Raw genomic sequence first — 16,708 nt, forward strand, 5'->3', positions numbered from 1 at the left:
GGCTCAGCGACCGGTTCCTGGGTCCGCCGGACGACAGGCGAGCCGTGCAGGGCCTCGCGGACGGCGGTGACGCGGTCGAAGAACGTCGGCGACTCACGCAGCGCCTCGTCGCGCTGATCGCCGAGCCCCGTCTCGATCACGTCGGTGATGCGGCCGGGGCGCGGGCTCATCACCACGACGCGGTCGGACAGGAAGACCGCCTCCGGGATCGAGTGTGTGACGAACACCACGGCCGCCGAGGTCTCGGCGGCGATGCGGGTGAGCTCGGACTGCAGCCGTTCGCGCGTCATCTCGTCGAGTGCGCCGAACGGCTCGTCCATGAGCAGGAGCTTCGGCCGGGCAGCGAGCGCACGCGCGATGGCGACCCGTTGCTGCATGCCGCCGGACAGCTGGTCGGGATACCTGTCGACGAAGTCCGAGAGACCCACCAGTTCGGCGAGCTCGGCGACGCGCGCCGCGCGGGCGGCCTTGCCGGAGCCGTGCAGCTCGAGCGGCAGTGCGATGTTGGCCGCCACGGTGCGCCACGGCAGGAGCCCTGCCTGCTGGAAGGCGATGCCGTAGTCCTGGTCGATGCGGGCGCGCTTGGCGGGCTTGCCGAAGATCTCGAGCGTGCCGGAGGTCGCCTGGTCGAGGTCGGCGATCAGGCGCAGCAGCGTGGACTTGCCGCAGCCCGAGGGGCCGATGAGCGACACGAACTCGCCGGCGGCGACCTCGAGCTCGACCTCGGTGAGCGCGACGACCTCCCCGGTCTTGGTCGGGAACACCTTCCCCACTCCGGTGGCGTGCACGGCAAGGTCCGTCATGCGGTGGCCTCTCCTCTGCGGTAGTTGGCGAGTCCGAGGCCGATCAGCGCGACCGAGCCGGCGGCGATCAGGCCGAGGGCGATCGAGCCGAAGGTCGGCCCCCACGGTGCGGCGGGGTCGCTCGAGGCCTGGCCGGCGAGCTGGATGAGCATGCGGCCGATGCCCCCGCGCATGCCGATCGACACCTCGGCGACGACCGCGCCGAGCACGGCGTTCGCGGCGGCGAGCCGGAGCGCGGGCAGCAGGTGCGGCACGGCGGCGGGCAGACGCAGGCGCAGGAGCGTGGGCCAGTAGCCGGCGGCGTAACTGTTCATCAGATCGAGGTGGATCCGGTCGGGTGAGCCGAGGCCGCGGAGCACGCCGACGGCGACCGGGAAGAACGCGAGGTACGACGCGATGACGGCGACCGACAGCCACTGCGGCCACGAGCCGCCGCCGCGGTCGATCTGATTGCCGATCGCATTGACCACCGGGGCGAAGGCGATGAGCGGCACGATCTGGCTGACCACGATCCAGGGGAGCAGGCCCCACTCCAGCAGACGCCAGCGCTGCATGACGAGACCGAGGACGGCACCGACCGCGACGCCGATCAGCCAGCCGACGGCCGCGATGCCGAGTGTGACGAGAGCGGCGCCGGCGACCGAGACCCACAGCGGCGGGGTGTCGCCGCCGCTGGTGGGGGCGAAGAGCCGGCCGACCATGTCCCAGACGTGCGGCATGGCGCGGTCGTGCGTGCGGGGCAGGATCATGACGCCCGAGCCCGACTCGCCCGCCACCGCCCCGACCACGAACCCGTCGCTCGGGCCGAGGAACTTGTACCCCTCCCACAGCACGAGCACGGCGAGCACGCCGAGGGCTCCCCAGCCCGCCGCGATCCAGCCGCGGAGCTCGCCCTGCCTCCGGGCCGACCAGCCGATGGGTCTCATGCCGCTGTCCTCACTGCTTCGCGGCGACGTGGGTCTGGAGGGCGGGGATCACGGTCTCGCCGTACACGCGGAGGGTCTCCTCCTTGTTGTCGTGCTGCAGATAGCCGGCGAACTGCGTGACGCCGATCGCACGCAGCTGCTCGAGCTTGGCGATGTGCTCGTCGGCGGTACCGAGGATGCAGAAGCGCTCCACGATCTCGTCGGGCACGAAGTCGACGTGGTCGTTGTCGGCCTTGCCGTGGGTGTTGTAGTCGTAGCCCTGACGGCCCGCGATGTAGTCGGTCAGCGCCTTCGGCACCGCACCGATCCCTGAGCCTGTCGAAGGCTCGCCGTACTTGGCGACGATGTCGGCGACGTGGTTGCCCACCATCCCGCCGAACCACCGGCACTGGTCGCGCATGTGCTCGCGGTCGTCGCCGACGTACATGGGCGCCGCGACGCAGAAGGACAGCGACTCGGGGTCGCGGCCGGCGGCGGCCGCGGCATCCTTCACCGTCTTGATCATCCAGGCGGCGATGTCGACGTCCGCGAGCTGCAGGATGAAGCCGTCACCGACCTCGCCCGTCAGCTTCAGCGCGAGCGGTCCGTACGCGGCCACCCAGACGTCGAGCTGCGATCCGCGGCTCCACGGGAACTGCAGGGTCGCGCCCTTGTACTCGACCGGCCGCGAGTTCGCGAGCTCGCGGATCACGTGGATCGACTCGCGCAGCTCCGCCATCGTCACCGGCTTGCCGTTGGTGACGCGGACGGCCGAGTCGCCGCGGCCGATGCCGCAGATCGTGCGGTTGCCGTACATCTCGTTGAGGGTGGCGAAGACGGATGCCGTGACCGTCCAGTCCCGCGTCGCGGGGTTCGTGACGAACGGGCCGACGGTGACGCGCTTGGTCTCGGCGAGGATCGCGGAGTGGATGACGTAGGGCTCCTGCCACAGCAGGTGCGAGTCGAACGTCCACACGTGGCTGAATCCGTGCGCCTCGGCGAGACGCGCGAGCTGCACCGTGCGCGCGGCGGGCGGGTTGGTCTGCAGAACGACTCCGAAGTCCATGTGTGTTCCGTTCTCCGGTCACGGAGCCTGTGCTCGGTCCCTGAGCCTGTCGAAGGGTGCTCCGACGAGCTCAGCAACCGGCGCAGGCTCAGCGCCGGGTGCTGTCAGATGAGGTACTGCGAGAGGCCGCGCTTGAGGAAGCGGCCGTCGCCCTTGGAGCCGTGGTACGCGCCGCCGTCGACCACGACCTTGCCGCGCGAGATCACGGTGTCGACGTGCCCGTCGATCTCGAATCCCTCCCACGCCGAGTGGTCCATGTTCATGTGGTGGGATGCCGCGGAGATGGTGGTGTGACCGTTCGGGTCGTAGACCACGACGTCGCCGTCGGCGCCCGGCTGGATGACGCCCTTGCGGCCGTAGAGGCCGAACATGCGCGCGGGCGTGGTCGAGGTGAGCTCGACCCAGCGCTCGAGCGTGATCTCGCCGGTGACGACCCCCTGGTACATCAGGTCCATGCGGTGCTCGACCGAGCCGATGCCGTTGGGGATGGCGCGGAAGTCGTCCTTGCCCAGCTCCTTCTGGCCCTTCATGCAGAACGGGCAGTGGTCGGTCGAGACCATCTGGATGTCGTTGGTGCGCAGCGCCTGCCACATGTGGTGCTGGTGGCCGTCCTTGCTGCTGCGCAGCGGCGTCGAGCACACCCATTTGGCGCCCTCGAACTGCCCCCACTCCTCGCTGAACGCGCCGAGCTGCTCCTCGAGCGACAGGTAGAGGTACTGCGGGCACGTCTCGCCGAAGACGTTCCAGCCCTGGTCGCGCGCCCAGGCGATCTGGTCGACCGCCTGCTTGGCGCTCACGTGCACGGTGTAGAGGGGTGCCCCGGTGAGGTTCGCGAGCATGATCGCGCGGTGCGTGGCCTCCTCCTCCATCTGCCAGGCACGGGCGATGCCGTGGTAGTACGGCGCCTTCTTGCCGGCATCCGCCAGCTGCGCCGCCAGCACATCGATCGCCGGGCCGTTCTCGGCGTGCATCATCGTGAGCAGGCCGGTCTCGGCCGACACCTGCATCGCCTTCAGCACCTGGGCGTCGTCGGAGTAGAACACGCCCGGGTAGGCCATGAAGAGCTTGAAGCTCGAGATGCCCTCGTCGAGGAGCCCCCGCATCGCGGCGAGCGAGTCGTCGTCGACGCCGCCGACGATCTGGTGGAAGCCGTAGTCGATGGCGCAGTTGCCGGCGGCCTTCTCGTGCCAGGCGGCGAGGCCGTCCTGCACGCGCTCGCCGTAGCGCTGCACCGCGAAGTCGATGATCGAGGTGGTGCCGCCCCAGGCGGCAGCCCGGGTGCCGGTCTCGAACGTGTCGGACGCGTTCGTGCCGCCGAACGGCAGCTCCATGTGCGTGTGCGCGTCGATGCCGCCCGGGATCACGTACTTGCCGGCGGCGTCGATGACGGTGTCGACGGATGCCGCGACATCCGTCCCGAGAAGGTGCGAGCCCGGCGCCAGCACGGCGGCGATGGTCTCGCCGTCGATGAGCACGTCAGCTTCGCCGCGACCGGTCGCTGAGACGAGGGTTCCGCCCGTGATGAGTGTGGTGGTCATGATTCTCCGGTGATCGAGCCTGTCGGGGTCACGGCTGCGCGATCCGCGTGTACGAGTCGGGTCGCCGATCGCGGTAGAACTGCCAGTCGTCGCGCATCTCACGCACCATGTCGAGATCGAGATCGCGCACGAGCAGCTCCTCGTGCTCCCCCGAGCCGCGCTCGCCGACGAAGTTTCCCCGCGGGTCGATCACCTGGCTCGTGCCGTAGAAGTCGACCGCGAGGTCGCCGTACTCGTTGTCCTCGCGGCCGACCCGGTTGGGCTGCAGCACGAAGTAGCCGTTGGCGACGGCCGCGGCGGGTCCTTCGACCTCCCACAGCCGGTTCGAGAGCCCGGGCTTCGTGGCGTTGGGGTTGAAGACCATGTGCGCGTCGGCGAGGCCGAGCTCGCGCCATCCTTCGGGGAAGTGGCGGTCGTAGCAGATGTACATGCCGACGCGGCCGACCGCGGTCTCGAACACCGGGTAGCCGAGGTTGCCGGGACGGAAGTAGAACTTCTCCCAGAACCGGTCGAGGTGCGGCAGGTGGTGCTTGCGGTAGGTGCCGAGCGTCGTGCCGTCGGCGTCGACCAGCACCGCGGTGTTGTAGTACACCCCGGTCTCGGCCTCCTCGTAGATCGGCAGCACCATGACGATGCCGAGCTCCTTGGCGACCGCGGCGAAGCGCTGCACGATCGGGCCGTCGACCGGCTCGGCGAAACGGTAGTACTTCTTGTCCTGCGTGATCCCGAAGTAGGGGCCGTAGAACAGCTCCTGGAAGCACACCACCTGCGCGCCCTGGCTCGCGGCGTCCCGCGCGAACCCTTCGTGCTTGTCGAGCATCGACTGCTTGTCGCCCGTCCAGGTGGTCTGCGAAATCGCCGCGCGTACCGTCGTCATCGTCTCTCCGTTCGTGAACCGGCGGATGCCGTGTTCCTCGTCCCTCGGGTGGGACCGGCGGGGTCCGCTCCCGCGGTGGCCCGGCACCCCTGATCCTGTCGACCCGACGTTTCCCGTCGGTTTCGGCCTGTGACGCGACAGTAAAGCCTGGCTCGGTGCGGCGCAATGGTTGGTTCGGCAGACCTTTCGATGGATCGCGAGGCGGATGCCGCGGCATCCGCCGTACATCTCCGGACGGATGCCGCGCCACGACCCTTCCCGTAGCGTGAAACGGTGTTCCGCCGCCTGAAGACCTACCAGCTCGTCGCCGACCTGTCGGCCGCGCTGGTCTTCCTGCTGGTCGCGTGGCCCATCGAGGCCGTCCTGGCGCCCAGCGCGTTGGGCCCGGAGTTCCGGCCGGGAGACGGCGGGCCGACAGGGTTCGCCCTGCTCGTCGCCGGCATCTTCAGCGCGGCTCTCGCGGTTCGGCGGCTCTCCCCGGCGCTCGCGCTCGGGCTCGCGTGGCTGGGCGCTGTGGTCCAGATCGGGCTCGGCCGCCCGCCGAGCTTCTCGGATCTCGCGATCTTCGCCGTGCTGTACGCCACGGCGGCGTATGGCGTGCGGCTGGTGTACTGGGCCGGCTTCGCGTCGGCGATCGTCGGCGCCCTGGTGATCACGGTGTACCTGTTCGTCGGGCCGGTGTTCGCGGGCGGCGGGCTGTCGTGGGAGACACTGCCGCTGGCTCTCGTGGTGCTCGTCGCCGCCGCGTTCGCCCTGGGGCTCGCGTGGACGATCGGCGCGCTCGTGCGCACGGCGGTGCGCGCGCGGGAGAACAGCGAGGCGCAGCGGCGCGCCGAGGCCGAGACCGTCGCCGAGCAGGAGCGGGTGCGCATCGCCCGCGACATGCACGATGTCGTCGCGCATTCGCTCGCGGTCGTGATCGCGCAGGCCGACGGCGCGCGCTATGCCGCCGCCGCCGATCCGGCGGTGGCGACCGACGCGCTGGCGACCATCTCGAGCACGGCGCGTTCCGCGCTCGCCGACGTGCGCCTGCTGCTCGGACAGCTCAGGCACCAGCAGGGCGACGGGCCGCAGCCGACCATCGCCGACCTGGAGGAACTGTACGCGCAGGTGCGCGCCGCCGGCGTGGAGCTGCGCGTCGACGTCGACCCCGTTCCGCAGCGCACATCGGCCTCGGGCGAGCCGCCCGCGGCCGTCCAGCTCGCCGTCTATCGCATCCTGCAGGAGGCGCTGACCAACGCGCTGCGTCACGGTGCGCCCGGCGGGCCCGTCGACGTGCGTCTCGCCTGGCTGCCCGATCGGGTCGAGCTCGACGTGAGCAACCCCATGCTGCCGGGGACTCCGCCGGGCAGATTCGGCCACGGCCTCATCGGCATGCGCGAGCGCGCGCAGCTCGCCGGAGGCCGCCTCGACGCCGCCCACGAGTTCGGCGCGTTCACCGTGCGCGCGCACATCCCGATCGGAGACCACCCATGATCCGCGTCGCGCTCGTGGACGACCAGGCGCTGTTCCGCGCCGGCATCCGCATGCTCATCGACTCGCAGCCCGACCTCGAGGTCGTGGCCGAGGCCGCCGACGGGCAGGAGGCGCTCCGTGCGGTGCGCCAGTCCCGCCCCGACGTCGTGCTCATGGACATCCGCATGCCCGTCATGGACGGCCTCGCCGCGACGGCCGAGCTGCTCGCCGACACCGACCCGCCGCGCATCGTGATGCTCACGACGTTCGACCTCGACGAGGCGGCGGCCCGTGCCATCCGCCAGGGCGCGAGCGGCTTCCTGCTCAAGGACGCCGATCCCGAGTTCCTCCTCGCGGCGATCCGCACGGTGCATGCCGGGTCCGCCGTGATCGCGGCATCCGCCACCCGCGAGCTCTTCGAGCGCTTCACGGATGCCGCGCCCCGGCCCGTCCCGCCGGCATACGGCGACCTGACCGAACGTGAGCGGGAGATCTTCGCCCTCGCCGCGCGCGGGCTCTCCAACGCCGAGATCGCGGCGCGCGAGTTCCTCTCGGAGGCCACCGTGAAGACGCACATCAGCCGTATCCTCACGAAGCTCGGGCTCCGCGACCGCGTGCAGCTCGTCGTGTTCGCCTTCGAGCACGGCCTGGCGTAGTTCCTGCCCGAACGCGTGCGGCGTTGGGCAGAATCAGGCGCATGGAACTGCAGCTGAGCATGGTCGTCCTCGAGGTGGCGGATCTCGACGCATCGGTGCGCTTCTACCGCCGGCTCGGTCTCGACATCCCGGATCCCGACCCCGACCGGCCCGTCGTCGCACACCGCATGGGCAGCGGCGTGACGCTGCTGATCACGAGGGGCTTCGCCTCGCGCTACGACCCGACGTGGGCTCCGCCCGCCGGCGGCGGCTACTCGCAGCTGCTGGAGTTCTACGTGGGCGACGACGCGGTCGTCGACAGCACGTGGGCCGATCTGGTCGGGGCCGGATACCGCGGCCGCATGCCTCCGACCAAGACCGCCGGCCCCTACGCGGCCATCGTGGACGACCCCGACGGCAACGCGATCCTCCTCACCTCCGACGAGGCCGCCTCCCCCGACGCCTCCTGACCCCGCCCCTCGCTCCTCGTCGCCCCGGGCAAGTCATCCTTGCGGTGTGCGGGGTCAGCGGCCCTCGAGCGCGACGCGGTGCGCGGCGTACTTGCGTCGGCCGACCCAGCGCCAGGCGAGCCGGCCGGGCGCGGGCATGTGCTTGTGCAGCCACTCGTCGCCGCCGTCGGGCTGCGCGGCGAGGATCTCGCCCAGCTGCTGCCACATCTGGCCCTTGGGGATCGACTTGCGGCCGTGCTCGGAGAACCACTCGACCTCGGCCTCGGTGATGGTGTGCTCCATGACGGGCACGATGTTGGTCTCCTCGTCGGGGAGGTGCACCGCGATCGCCGCATTGACGCCGTCGAGGGCGGCCAGCACGGGCTCGGCATCCGCTGCGCTCGCCGAAGCGCGCCACGCCGGCAGTGCCCGGTCCATCGCGCTCAGGTGAACCAGCAGCTCGGCGTGCTGTGCCTTCATGCGCTCGACGTGCGCGGCGCAGGACGGCGCCCGTTCGTCGAGCGCCGGCCAGAGCCGTTCGTCCTCGCCCTCGTGGTGCGCGTGCAGTCCGAGCGACAGCGTCTCGAGCTGCGTCGCGACGACCGCTGCATGCAGGGTGTCGCCCGCGCGCACCCGTCTGACGAGATCGGGCGCCTCACCGAACCCGCGGCGGAAGAGGCGATGGATCTCCACCATCCCACTCGCGTCGCACGTCTTCGGGGCTTCGGGCAGCGCGCCGCTGGGCGGCAGGGGCGTAGCGGGCATGGCGGCTCCTCGAGACGCGGGGTCGGGCTGGACGTGACGATAGTCCTGCGAGGCGGCGCAGGGAAGATCATCCGAGAGATGTACGCGGATGCCTCGTCCGGGCGACGCGGGCGACCCCTGGCCGTCCATACCGTCGGAGGCATGGAACTTTCATCGACCGACCTGGGTCTCGCCGCCCGGGTGCAGCAGCTCAGCAAGACCTACGGCACCGGCGAGAGCACGGTGCACGCACTGGACGGGGTGAGCGTCGGCATCCGCCGCGGCGAGTTCACCGCCATCATGGGCCCGTCCGGCTCGGGCAAGTCCACGCTCATGCACATCATGGCGGGCCTGGACGCGCCCAGCTCGGGCCGTGCGTGGATCGGCGACACCGACATCACGGGCCTCTCGGACCTCGAGCTCACGATCCTGCGCCGCCGTCGTGTCGGGTTCGTGTTCCAGGCGTTCAACCTGGTGCCCACGCTCGATGCCCTGAGCAACATCCTGTTGCCGTTCGATCTCGACGGGCGCCGGCCCACGGCGCTCGAGCGGTCGCGCATCGATGGGCTCGTCGACCGGCTGGGGCTCACGAGCCGCCTCGGCCACCGTCCGCATCAGCTGTCGGGCGGCCAGCAGCAGCGCGTCGCGATCGCCCGCGCCCTCGCGACGGCACCGGATCTGGTGTTCGCCGACGAGCCGACGGGCAACCTCGACTCGCGCTCGGGGCGCGAGGTGCTCGCCCTGCTCGCTGCCGCCACGCGGGAGCACGGCCAGTCGATCGCGATGGTCACCCACGATCCGGTCGCCGCGTCGCACGCCGACCGCGTGCTGTTCCTCGGTGACGGCCGCATCGTCGCCGACAAGCCGCGCCAGAGCGCGGAGGAGATCTCGGCCTACATGCTCGCGTCCGAGCTGACGGCGGGGGCGCCGGTCGGCGCCTCGTCGGGCATCGGTCACCCGGTCGCGGAGGTGCGCTCATGAGCACCGTGACAGAAGCCCCACGGATGCCGCGGCCCGCGGCACCCGTCACCAGCTCGTCGAGCTCGAGTACGCCGCTCGCGTGGCTGCGCGAGCGCGGCATGGGCGCGAGCATCCTGGTGGCCGCCATCTCGAGCGCCTTCGGCGCGATCCTGCTGAGCGCGACCGGCTTCATCGCCGCGGTGCTCCGCGCCGACCCGTACCTCGGGCTGAGCAGCATGCTGGCCATCGTGCTCGGGATCATGAGCTTCCTGCTCATCGGCGTCGCCGTCTATGTCGCCGCGATCGTCACGGCGAACACGTTCGCCACGGTCATCGCCGGGCGCACGCGGCGCATCGCGCTGCTGCGCCTCATCGGCGCCTCGGCGCGCTCGCAGCGATCGGAGGTCGCGCGGCAGGGTCTGGTCGTCGGCGTCATCGGCGCCGTGCTGGGACTCGTCGGCGGGACGCTGCTGTCGTGGGCGGGCGTCGTGCTGGCCACGTGGGCGCTGGGCATCGAGGGCGTCGACTACACGGTCGCGCAGGCGGTGCACGTCATCCCCGCGGTGGTCGTGGCGCTGACCACCTGGGTCGCCGCGTGGGCGGGCTCGCGTCGCGTGCTGACGGTGACGCCGCTGCAGGCGCTCGGCGGCTCGGTCGAGGCATCCCACGACGCGCAGGTGCGCAAGGGCGGACGCAACGGCGTGGCGATCGCGCTGTTCGCGATCGGCGGCGCACTGCTCGCGGGCGGCATCGCGATCGGGCTGGTGTCGCCGCTCGGCGTGATCGTGGCGTTCTTCGGCGGCATCTTCTCGTTCACAGGACTGGCACTCGGCGCGACGCTCGTCATGCCGCCGATCCTGCGCCTGGTCGGCCGCCTGTTCGGCCGGTCGGCCACGGCGCGCCTGGCCGCCGAGAACGCGCTGCGGTACCCGGAGCGCTCGAGCCGCATGGCCATCGGCGTGGTCATGGGCGTCACGCTGGTCACCATGTTCGCCGTCGCCCTCGAGACGCAGAAGGCGGTGTTCGCGGCCTCCGCGGACGGACCGCTGCCCGCCGAGATGACGACGGCCATGGACACCTTCGCGGGCATCATGATGGGCCTGGTGGCGGTCTCGGCGGTCATCGCCGCGGTGGGCCTCGTGAACCTGCTGACCATCGGCGTCGTGCAGCGGCGGCGCGAGCTCGGACTGCTGCGCGCACTGGGTGTGTCGACGGGGCAGGTGCGCCGCCTGGTGCTTCTGGAGGCGGCCCACATCACCATCACGGCCACGGTGACGGGCCTCGTGCTCGGCACCGTCTACGGGTGGGCCGGGGCGCAGTCGCTCCTCGGCGCGGTGCCGATGCCGCCCTCGTTCTCGGCGCCGACGCTCGTCGCCCCTGCTGTGCCGTGGCTTCCTGTCGCGATCATCGTGGTCGCGACGGCGGTGCTCACCCTCGTCGCCGCGGTGGTGCCGACACGGCTGGCGACCCGGGTGGCTCCGGTCGAGGCGCTGGCGGACTGAGACCGCCGGATGCCCGAGTCTCTGCAGGGAACCGTCAGACCGACGGAGGGACGAGCCGGAACGGGCCCTTGCGCGCGTCCGCCACGACCTCGACGAAGTCTCCGCCCGTGGCGGTCTCGTCGGTCGAGTACACCTGGGCGACCCCGCGCAGCGCCGTGAGCAGCTGCTCCTGCGGAACGGCCGTTTCGCGCTCGCCGTGGACGTCCTGCCGGGTGGAGAGCAGCGCCGTCATCCGCGGTCGGGCGGCGGAGCGGGCCTTCCACAGGGCGTGCAGCGACCGCGGGGTGGCGTTGCGACTGCCGTGATGCCCCACCTTGTACAGGTCGACCCCCGCCAGCCGCGCGCGCAGCTTCGCGTCGCGGGGCAGCTGGTCGAGCGTGTGCTGCCAGTTCTCGATCTGCGCGTCGCCCGGGAAGAGCAGCGACAGACCGCCCACCTCGAGGAGCAGGATGACGCTCGTGTTGTTGAGCGCGTCGTCGAGGTCCCGCACCAGCCGGGCCGCGGAATGCGACCGCTGGTCGGCGAGCCGGTCGACCAGCCAGCGCACCGGGCCGGGCGGCAGGGTGACGGGCGCCGGCGCGTCGGCTCCGAGCCCCGAGCCCGCGACGCGGAGCGAGGCGTCCAGTGCGGTGAGCCAGTACTCGGCGTCGTTCTCGCGCTGCTGCGCGACGCGCGAGTCCTGGTCGACGGTGGGCGGGCCGAGCACCGTCGCCTCGAGCCCCGGGATCACGTCGGCGATCCCCGCATCCATCCCGGCGTAGAGGTAGCGCCCGCGACCGTCGCGCGAGAGCTCGTCCAGCAGTGCGACGGCATCCGCGTTCTTGAGCTGGTCCTCGACCGCGGCGCGGATGTCGTCGTCGAGGCCGACGAGCTCACTCAGGCGGGCGACATGCTCCTGTGCCTGCGCGATGAGAGCGGCGTACCTGACGGATGCCGCGCTGATCGGCCCGGTCCTGCCGTCCCGCGCCGGCCCATCGACCCCCTCGGCGCCACCGGCTCCGGTCAGTCCCGGCCGGTCATCCGGCCCGTCGGCGGTCGCCGACAGCTCCGGGTCCTCCGTCCATGACCGCAGCACGAGCTTCGGCGCGAGCCTCTTCATGATGGCGCCGGCGGCGGCGACTTCGAAGCCGCGCAGATGGTCGCGGTGCCGATGCGTCACCACGAGCACGTCCAGCTGCCCGCCGGTGTGCGTCTCGATGAGCGCGGCCACATCGGCCATCCGCCCGCGCGCCATCCCCTCGCGTGGCGAGTGGCTGGTCCCGAAGTCGATGAGCAGGTGCCGCTCGGCGCGGCCGTCGGCGAGGGGAGCGTCGTACTCGACCGAGACCAGGAAGCAGTCGCCGAAGCCCACCTGGTACATGCGGACGCGGACACGGATCGGAGTGCTCACCATGCCTCCCCCGAGCTCAGGTCGCTGCTGTGCAGCCGGGCGAACGCCTGTCCGCGAGCCGTCCCCTCGGAGAACCCCAGACGCTGCTGCGCATCACGGCGGCCCGTCTTCGCGAGGTAGTCGAGACGGCGCAGCTGGCGGTCCCAGTCGGTGAGCGGCTTGAAGATGTGCAGCTTCAGCCGTCCGAACTGGTCGAAGACGAGGGTGCCGCCACCGAACAGCTGCACCGACGTCCCGGGATCGACACCGGACGGCAGCTCCAGTCCCGACTCGTCGGTGAACTCGCGGGCGGTCATGTTCACCATCTGCAGGTACGTCGCCACCGACTCGGGAACCACGAGGCCGTCCGGTCCGATCCGCTGCGTCGGCAGTACCGACTCGATGACGGTGTAGTAGTTCGTGGGGATGTCGAGCCCCCGGGCGTTCAGCCACAGAAAACGGAACACCTCGTCACGGTCGCTGCGGAGCCCCGCGAAGTTGATTCCCAGGTAGTGCGGCGGGGGCTGGGCGGTGAGCACATCGGTGACCCGGTTCTGGGGGAGCCGAATCCCGGCGGCCTCGAACCGCTCGATGAGCAGGTCGCGATAGCCGAGGTCGTCATCGGGCACCACCTCGGCGTCGGCGAGGAGCACGGCGTTGAGCAGGTCACCGTAGTCGAACTCGACGGGCGGCAGGTAGTCGAGTCCGCGAATGAGCATGGTGAGCAGCTGGGATGCCGCCCTCGCCCCCTCCTCGGCGGCCCGGGCGCGGTCGACCGTGACGCCGCGGCCGTCACCGTCCGACGCGTTCGGTCGGGAGAGGAGCGGCTGCAGCCGCTTCCACCAGATCTCGACCAGCAGTTCGAACGTCACTGCCACAAGCACTTCGCCGCGCCGATGCGGCTCGTCGAACTCGGGCTTCTTGGCCCAGTCCGCGGGCGGCGGCTTCCTCGCCGACTCGCGCAACGCCCCGCGTCCCTGTGTGAGCACGCCGCCGATCTGCTCGGCGACCTTTGCGAGGACGTTCTGACGCAGCGCCGCGGGCTCGACGCGCGCGCGTTTGATGCGCCCGTTCTTGTCCGCCTGCCCGAGCGCCCGCTCGATGACCGGACGCATCGAGAACACCGACAGCAGTGCGACGATGTCGGCGAAGCCCTCGTGGAAGGCGGCCTGATCGGGAAGGGCCGGCTCGAGGTAGCGCCGCCGGAGTCCGTCCAGCACCGCGTGCGTCGTCTCGTGCACGACGACGTCGTGGCTCAGGCACGTGTAGACGGCCTCGCGGTCGGCATCGGCCGGCACGTAGCCGAACAGCAGGGCTCCGTCTTCGCGCGAGTAGTAGGCGTTCGCCTCGGCGAACGCATGGGGAACGAGGGCGAGCTGGTGGTTGGCGAAGCCCCAGGGCAGCCGGCGCCCGAGAGCCGTCTCGAACGCCGCGAGCGTTCGCGCGGCCGTGCCGTAGACCTGCTGCGCGTGGAACGCCCGTTCTCTCTTCAGCTGCGCGTCCGAGGCATCCGCGAACGGGTCCTCGCTGGGGATCGCGGGGTGCTTGTAGTAGCTGCCGGTCGCGGTGTCGTAGTCCACCACGTGCAGTCGGGCGCCTCGGGGACCCACCTCGGTGCGTGACCACGGCACCCTCACGTGTGCGGTCAGGATCTGCTGGTCCTCGCCGAGCACGCTGGGATCCTGTGCGATCAGCCGCAGCGTCATGTGGGTGCGCGGCTGACCGACGTCGTTGGCGAAATCGATGCCGTCGGACATGTCGGACCCCCAGCGTGGCTCGGGCGGGCGCCCGAGGCATCCGTCCCGTTGTTGATGAGGATGCTCCTGCCCAGGTGATACCGATAGGGGTCGGGCTCGCCACCTGCACCTGCTGCCGGCATCCGTCCGTCAATGGGGGTGCGTGCACCTCTGCGCCGGGTGCAGGCTGGCGTCATGCAGATCGACATCGTGGAGCACGAACCGCCTTACCGCGTCGGCGTCATCGTCGGCAGCCTGTCGCGCGAGTCCATCAACCGGCGCCTGGCCACGGCGCTGCAGCGGCTCGCCCCGCCCGAGCTCGAGTTCTTCGAGATCCGCTACGGCGACCTGCCGCTGTACAACCGCGACCTCGACGCGGACTATCCGCAGGTCGCGCTCGACTTCAAGGCGGCGGTGCGCTCGGCCGACGCGCTGCTGTTCGTGACGCCCGAGTACAACCGCTCCCTGCCGGGTCCCCTGAAGAACGCGATCGACTGGGGGAGCCGCCCGTGGGGCCAGAACGCGTGGTCCGACAAGCCGACCGCGGTCATCGGCGCCTCGGCGGGCCAGATCGGCACTGCGGTCGGCCAGCAGTCGCTGCGCAGCACGCTGAGCTTCCTCAACGCGCGGCAGATGACCACGCCCGAGGCGTACATCCACTTCACGCCCGGCCTCATCGAAGCGGACGGCGAGGTCACCGTCGCGGCGACCGAGGAGTTCCTGCGCACGTTCATGGTGAGGTTCCTCGAATACACCGCGCGGGTGCTCACCGTGATTCCGCAGGCCTGATCGCGAGCGATCGCGCGGACACCGCCGTTCAGGCGTCGGCGGGCTCGGGGTCGTGCGCCCAGCCGGGGGCGAGGGCCTTCACGCGGGCCGCACGCCACTGCCACACGCCCCACAGCACCGGCCACAGCAGCGGCGCGGTCGGACCGCCGATGACCAGACGGTCCCGCCACAGCGTCCTGCCGGGCTGTCCGGGTGCCGGCGAGACGGCCATCTGGTGATCCCACACGTCGAGGCTCGCGAGCGGTCCCGTCAGCGGGATGCCGCTGTCGCGGAAGACCCGCACGCGTCCGCCGGGCTCGGCGACGGATCGCTCGCTGACATGGATCAACTGCCGCCCCATGGGCACCGAGCCGAACGCCGACAGCTGCACCGGAACGTCGTCGCCGGGCGTCCACGCCGTCGGCAGCCCGCTGGGCACGAGCGGCGCCAGATCCATCACCGGACCGTAGAGCTCGGCCACGGCGCGCGGCGAGTGCAGGGCCCGCCAGGCCGCGTCGGGGTCGCAGTCGATCACGAACTTCAGCAGGATCCGCATGCTCCAGTGTCGCACCCGCCCCTCCGCGTGGGGCCGGGCTCGACGGCGTCGATTCCGGATGCCGCCGCCTACGCTGGACGGATGCCCGAGAGTCCTTTCGACCAGCGTCGCTACCAGGTCCGCCACGACTGGAGCGTCGAGGGCCTCCGCCGCCTCGCCCCTGCGGACGTCGTCGTGGTCGTCGATGTGCTGCGGTTCTCGACGACGGTGACGGATGCCGTCGCCCGCGGCGAACGCGTGCCGCTCGACGCCGCCGCGCACGCCGTGTCGCTCAACGGCGCCGCGGTCGCGAAGGCTGCGGGGGAGACCGAGGCAATCGTCTTGCTGGGGAGCCTGCGCAACGCGTCGGCGGTGGCGAGGACCGTGCTCGACATCCAGCGCCGGCGGGGCGAGCGGACGAGCATCGCCGTGATCGCCGCCGGCGAGCTGGCCGGCCGCGAGCCCGGCGCCCCCCTGCGGTTCGCCGTCGAGGATCAGCTCGGCGCCGGCGCGATCGTCGACGCCCTCGGCGCGCTCGGCATCGACCACACCTCGCCCGAGTCCGCCGCCGCGTGCGAGGCGTTCCGCGGCCTGCGGGGCGCTGTGCGCCACCTGCTCACCGCCAGCGGCTCGGGCCAGGAGCTGCTGGATCGCGACTCGCGCGACGAGGTGCTCGCCGCCGCCGCGGTGGACGCGGCATCCGTCGTCTCCGTGCTGCGCGACGGCTCGTTCGTCGCCTACTGACGCGCTTCGTCTCGATCGTTCCTCGCTCGCTCAGCGACCGGGGCAGAGTCCGGTCGTTCCTCGCTCGCCCCGTCGCCGAGCAGACGCCGGTCAGTCCCGCGGGGTCATCGCGGCGAGGCGCGTCGCGCGGGTGATCTCGCGCCGGGTCCACGTGAACGCGTGGCGCTCGTCGAACTGCGGTGCGCACTTGGCGCACGACGTCGGACGGGTCGCCTTGCGGTGCCGGTAGGCGACGTGCCCGGCGGGGCACACGCCGATCCACGGAGCCAGGTCGGTCGCGGTCTCGCCGTTGTGCGTCGCGCCGCCCACGTAGCCGAGCTCGCGGGCGACCGCCTTCCACCGCGCACCGTGTCCCGCCCGGGGACCCGCGAGCGCATGCGCCACCTCGTGCAGCAGCGTCTGGTGGTTGGTGTCGTCGTCGTAGCGCGCCGCCAGATACCGCGAGACGCTGATGCGCTTGTGCGTGTAGTCGCACAGCCCGGCGCGCCGCTTCGCGTTGTCGAACGCGAAGGTCCACGAGGGATCGAGGTGGGCGGCGATGAGGGCTTCGGCCCAGTGCCGTACGCGATGCAGTTCCGACATGGATGCGAGACTAGAACATATCTCCGACAGTCAGGGCGAC

17 protein-coding genes are annotated in these 16,708 nt (G+C 71.3%); 7 read left to right on the forward strand and 10 right to left on the reverse strand.

Annotation, left to right across the window (positions count from 1 at the left end; genetic code table 11):
* From NCG93_RS07580 to NCG93_RS07600, 5 genes are all read right to left on the reverse strand, one after another.
* Positions 1-803, reverse strand: an 803-nt coding sequence (locus NCG93_RS07580; protein WP_252787481.1) for an ABC transporter ATP-binding protein, incomplete at its 3' end; no start/stop codon positions are given.
* Entirely contained in the window at positions 800-1,729 is a 930-nt protein-coding gene (locus NCG93_RS07585; RefSeq protein ID WP_194414560.1) for an ABC transporter permease, read from the reverse strand. The genes NCG93_RS07585 and NCG93_RS07580, both read right to left, overlap by 4 nt.
* Positions 1,730-1,739: 10 nt before the next feature.
* Positions 1,740-2,774, reverse strand: coding sequence for a TIGR03842 family LLM class F420-dependent oxidoreductase (locus NCG93_RS07590; RefSeq protein WP_194414559.1), 1,035 nt, complete (start codon positions 2,772-2,774; stop codon positions 1,740-1,742).
* Between the two features lie 104 nt (positions 2,775-2,878).
* A complete protein-coding gene (hydA, locus tag NCG93_RS07595) occupies positions 2,879-4,312 on the reverse strand; it encodes a dihydropyrimidinase (RefSeq protein ID WP_194414558.1) in 1,434 nt (477 codons plus the stop codon).
* A 28-nt stretch (positions 4,313-4,340) separates the two neighbouring features.
* Positions 4,341-5,189, reverse strand: a complete 849-nt coding sequence (locus tag NCG93_RS07600; RefSeq protein ID WP_194414557.1) for a nitrilase-related carbon-nitrogen hydrolase — start codon at positions 5,187-5,189, stop codon at positions 4,341-4,343.
* 273 nt (positions 5,190-5,462) lie between these two features.
* On the opposite strand from NCG93_RS07600, the gene NCG93_RS07605 reads away from it, so the two are divergent.
* Genes NCG93_RS07605 through NCG93_RS07615 form a run of 3 tightly spaced genes read left to right on the forward strand, consistent with a single transcriptional unit; the run spans position 5,463 to position 7,749 of the window.
* A complete protein-coding gene (locus tag NCG93_RS07605; protein ID WP_194414556.1) occupies positions 5,463-6,665 on the forward strand; it encodes a sensor histidine kinase in 1,203 nt (400 codons plus the stop codon).
* Positions 6,662-7,300, forward strand: a complete 639-nt coding sequence (locus NCG93_RS07610) for a response regulator (RefSeq protein WP_194414555.1) — start codon at positions 6,662-6,664, stop codon at positions 7,298-7,300. Before NCG93_RS07605 ends, NCG93_RS07610 begins: the two co-directional genes overlap by 4 nt.
* 41 nt (positions 7,301-7,341) lie before the next feature.
* A complete protein-coding gene (locus NCG93_RS07615) occupies positions 7,342-7,749 on the forward strand; it encodes a VOC family protein (RefSeq protein ID WP_194414554.1) in 408 nt (135 codons plus the stop codon).
* Positions 7,750-7,803: 54 nt separating this feature from the next.
* Here the strand turns inward: NCG93_RS07615 and NCG93_RS07620 are convergent, their stop codons facing one another.
* On the reverse strand, positions 7,804-8,493 hold the full coding sequence (locus NCG93_RS07620; RefSeq protein ID WP_194414553.1) for a hemerythrin domain-containing protein: 690 nt from the start codon (positions 8,491-8,493) through the stop codon (positions 7,804-7,806).
* A gap of 141 nt (positions 8,494-8,634) precedes the next feature.
* Here NCG93_RS07620 and NCG93_RS07625 point away from each other — a divergent pair, with 141 nt between their 5' ends.
* Both NCG93_RS07625 and NCG93_RS07630 read left to right on the forward strand, forming a co-directional pair.
* Positions 8,635-9,453 carry an ABC transporter ATP-binding protein gene (locus NCG93_RS07625; RefSeq protein ID WP_194414552.1) on the forward strand — a complete coding sequence of 273 codons (819 nt, stop codon included), beginning with the start codon at positions 8,635-8,637 and terminating at the stop codon, positions 9,451-9,453.
* Positions 9,450-10,934 carry an ABC transporter permease gene (locus NCG93_RS07630; protein ID WP_372495965.1) on the forward strand — a complete coding sequence of 495 codons (1,485 nt, stop codon included), beginning with the start codon at positions 9,450-9,452 and terminating at the stop codon, positions 10,932-10,934. Before NCG93_RS07625 ends, NCG93_RS07630 begins: the two co-directional genes overlap by 4 nt.
* Positions 10,935-10,968: 34 nt before the next feature.
* Here NCG93_RS07630 and NCG93_RS07635 read toward each other — a convergent pair whose 3' ends face one another.
* Positions 10,969-12,324: a ComEC/Rec2 family competence protein gene (locus NCG93_RS07635; protein WP_194414551.1), complete on the reverse strand. Its 1,356-nt coding sequence runs from the start codon at positions 12,322-12,324 to the stop codon at positions 10,969-10,971.
* On the reverse strand, positions 12,321-14,060 hold the full coding sequence (locus NCG93_RS07640) for a gluzincin family metallopeptidase (protein ID WP_194414550.1): 1,740 nt from the start codon (positions 14,058-14,060) through the stop codon (positions 12,321-12,323). The genes NCG93_RS07635 and NCG93_RS07640 overlap by 4 nt, the downstream gene beginning before the upstream one ends.
* Before the next feature lie 174 nt (positions 14,061-14,234).
* On the opposite strand from NCG93_RS07640, the gene NCG93_RS07645 reads away from it, so the two are divergent.
* Positions 14,235-14,828, forward strand: a complete 594-nt coding sequence (locus tag NCG93_RS07645; RefSeq protein ID WP_194414549.1) for an NADPH-dependent FMN reductase — start codon at positions 14,235-14,237, stop codon at positions 14,826-14,828.
* Between the two features lie 28 nt (positions 14,829-14,856).
* Here NCG93_RS07645 and NCG93_RS07650 read toward each other — a convergent pair whose 3' ends face one another.
* On the reverse strand, positions 14,857-15,363 hold the full coding sequence (locus NCG93_RS07650; RefSeq protein WP_194414548.1) for a hypothetical protein: 507 nt from the start codon (positions 15,361-15,363) through the stop codon (positions 14,857-14,859).
* Positions 15,364-15,444: 81 nt separating this feature from the next.
* Here NCG93_RS07650 and NCG93_RS07655 point away from each other — a divergent pair, with 81 nt between their 5' ends.
* Positions 15,445-16,086, forward strand: a complete 642-nt coding sequence (locus NCG93_RS07655) for a 2-phosphosulfolactate phosphatase (protein WP_194414547.1) — start codon at positions 15,445-15,447, stop codon at positions 16,084-16,086.
* A gap of 90 nt (positions 16,087-16,176) precedes the next feature.
* On the opposite strand, the gene NCG93_RS07660 is transcribed toward NCG93_RS07655, so the two are convergent.
* Complete coding sequence (locus NCG93_RS07660) at positions 16,177-16,668, reverse strand: SprT-like domain-containing protein (protein ID WP_194414546.1); 492 nt, start codon at positions 16,666-16,668, stop codon at positions 16,177-16,179.
* Positions 16,669-16,708: the final 40 nt, after the last annotated feature.

Origin of the sequence: Microbacterium yannicii (assembly GCF_024055635.1) — a bacterium.
GTDB lineage: Bacteria > Actinomycetota > Actinomycetes > Actinomycetales > Microbacteriaceae > Microbacterium > Microbacterium yannicii.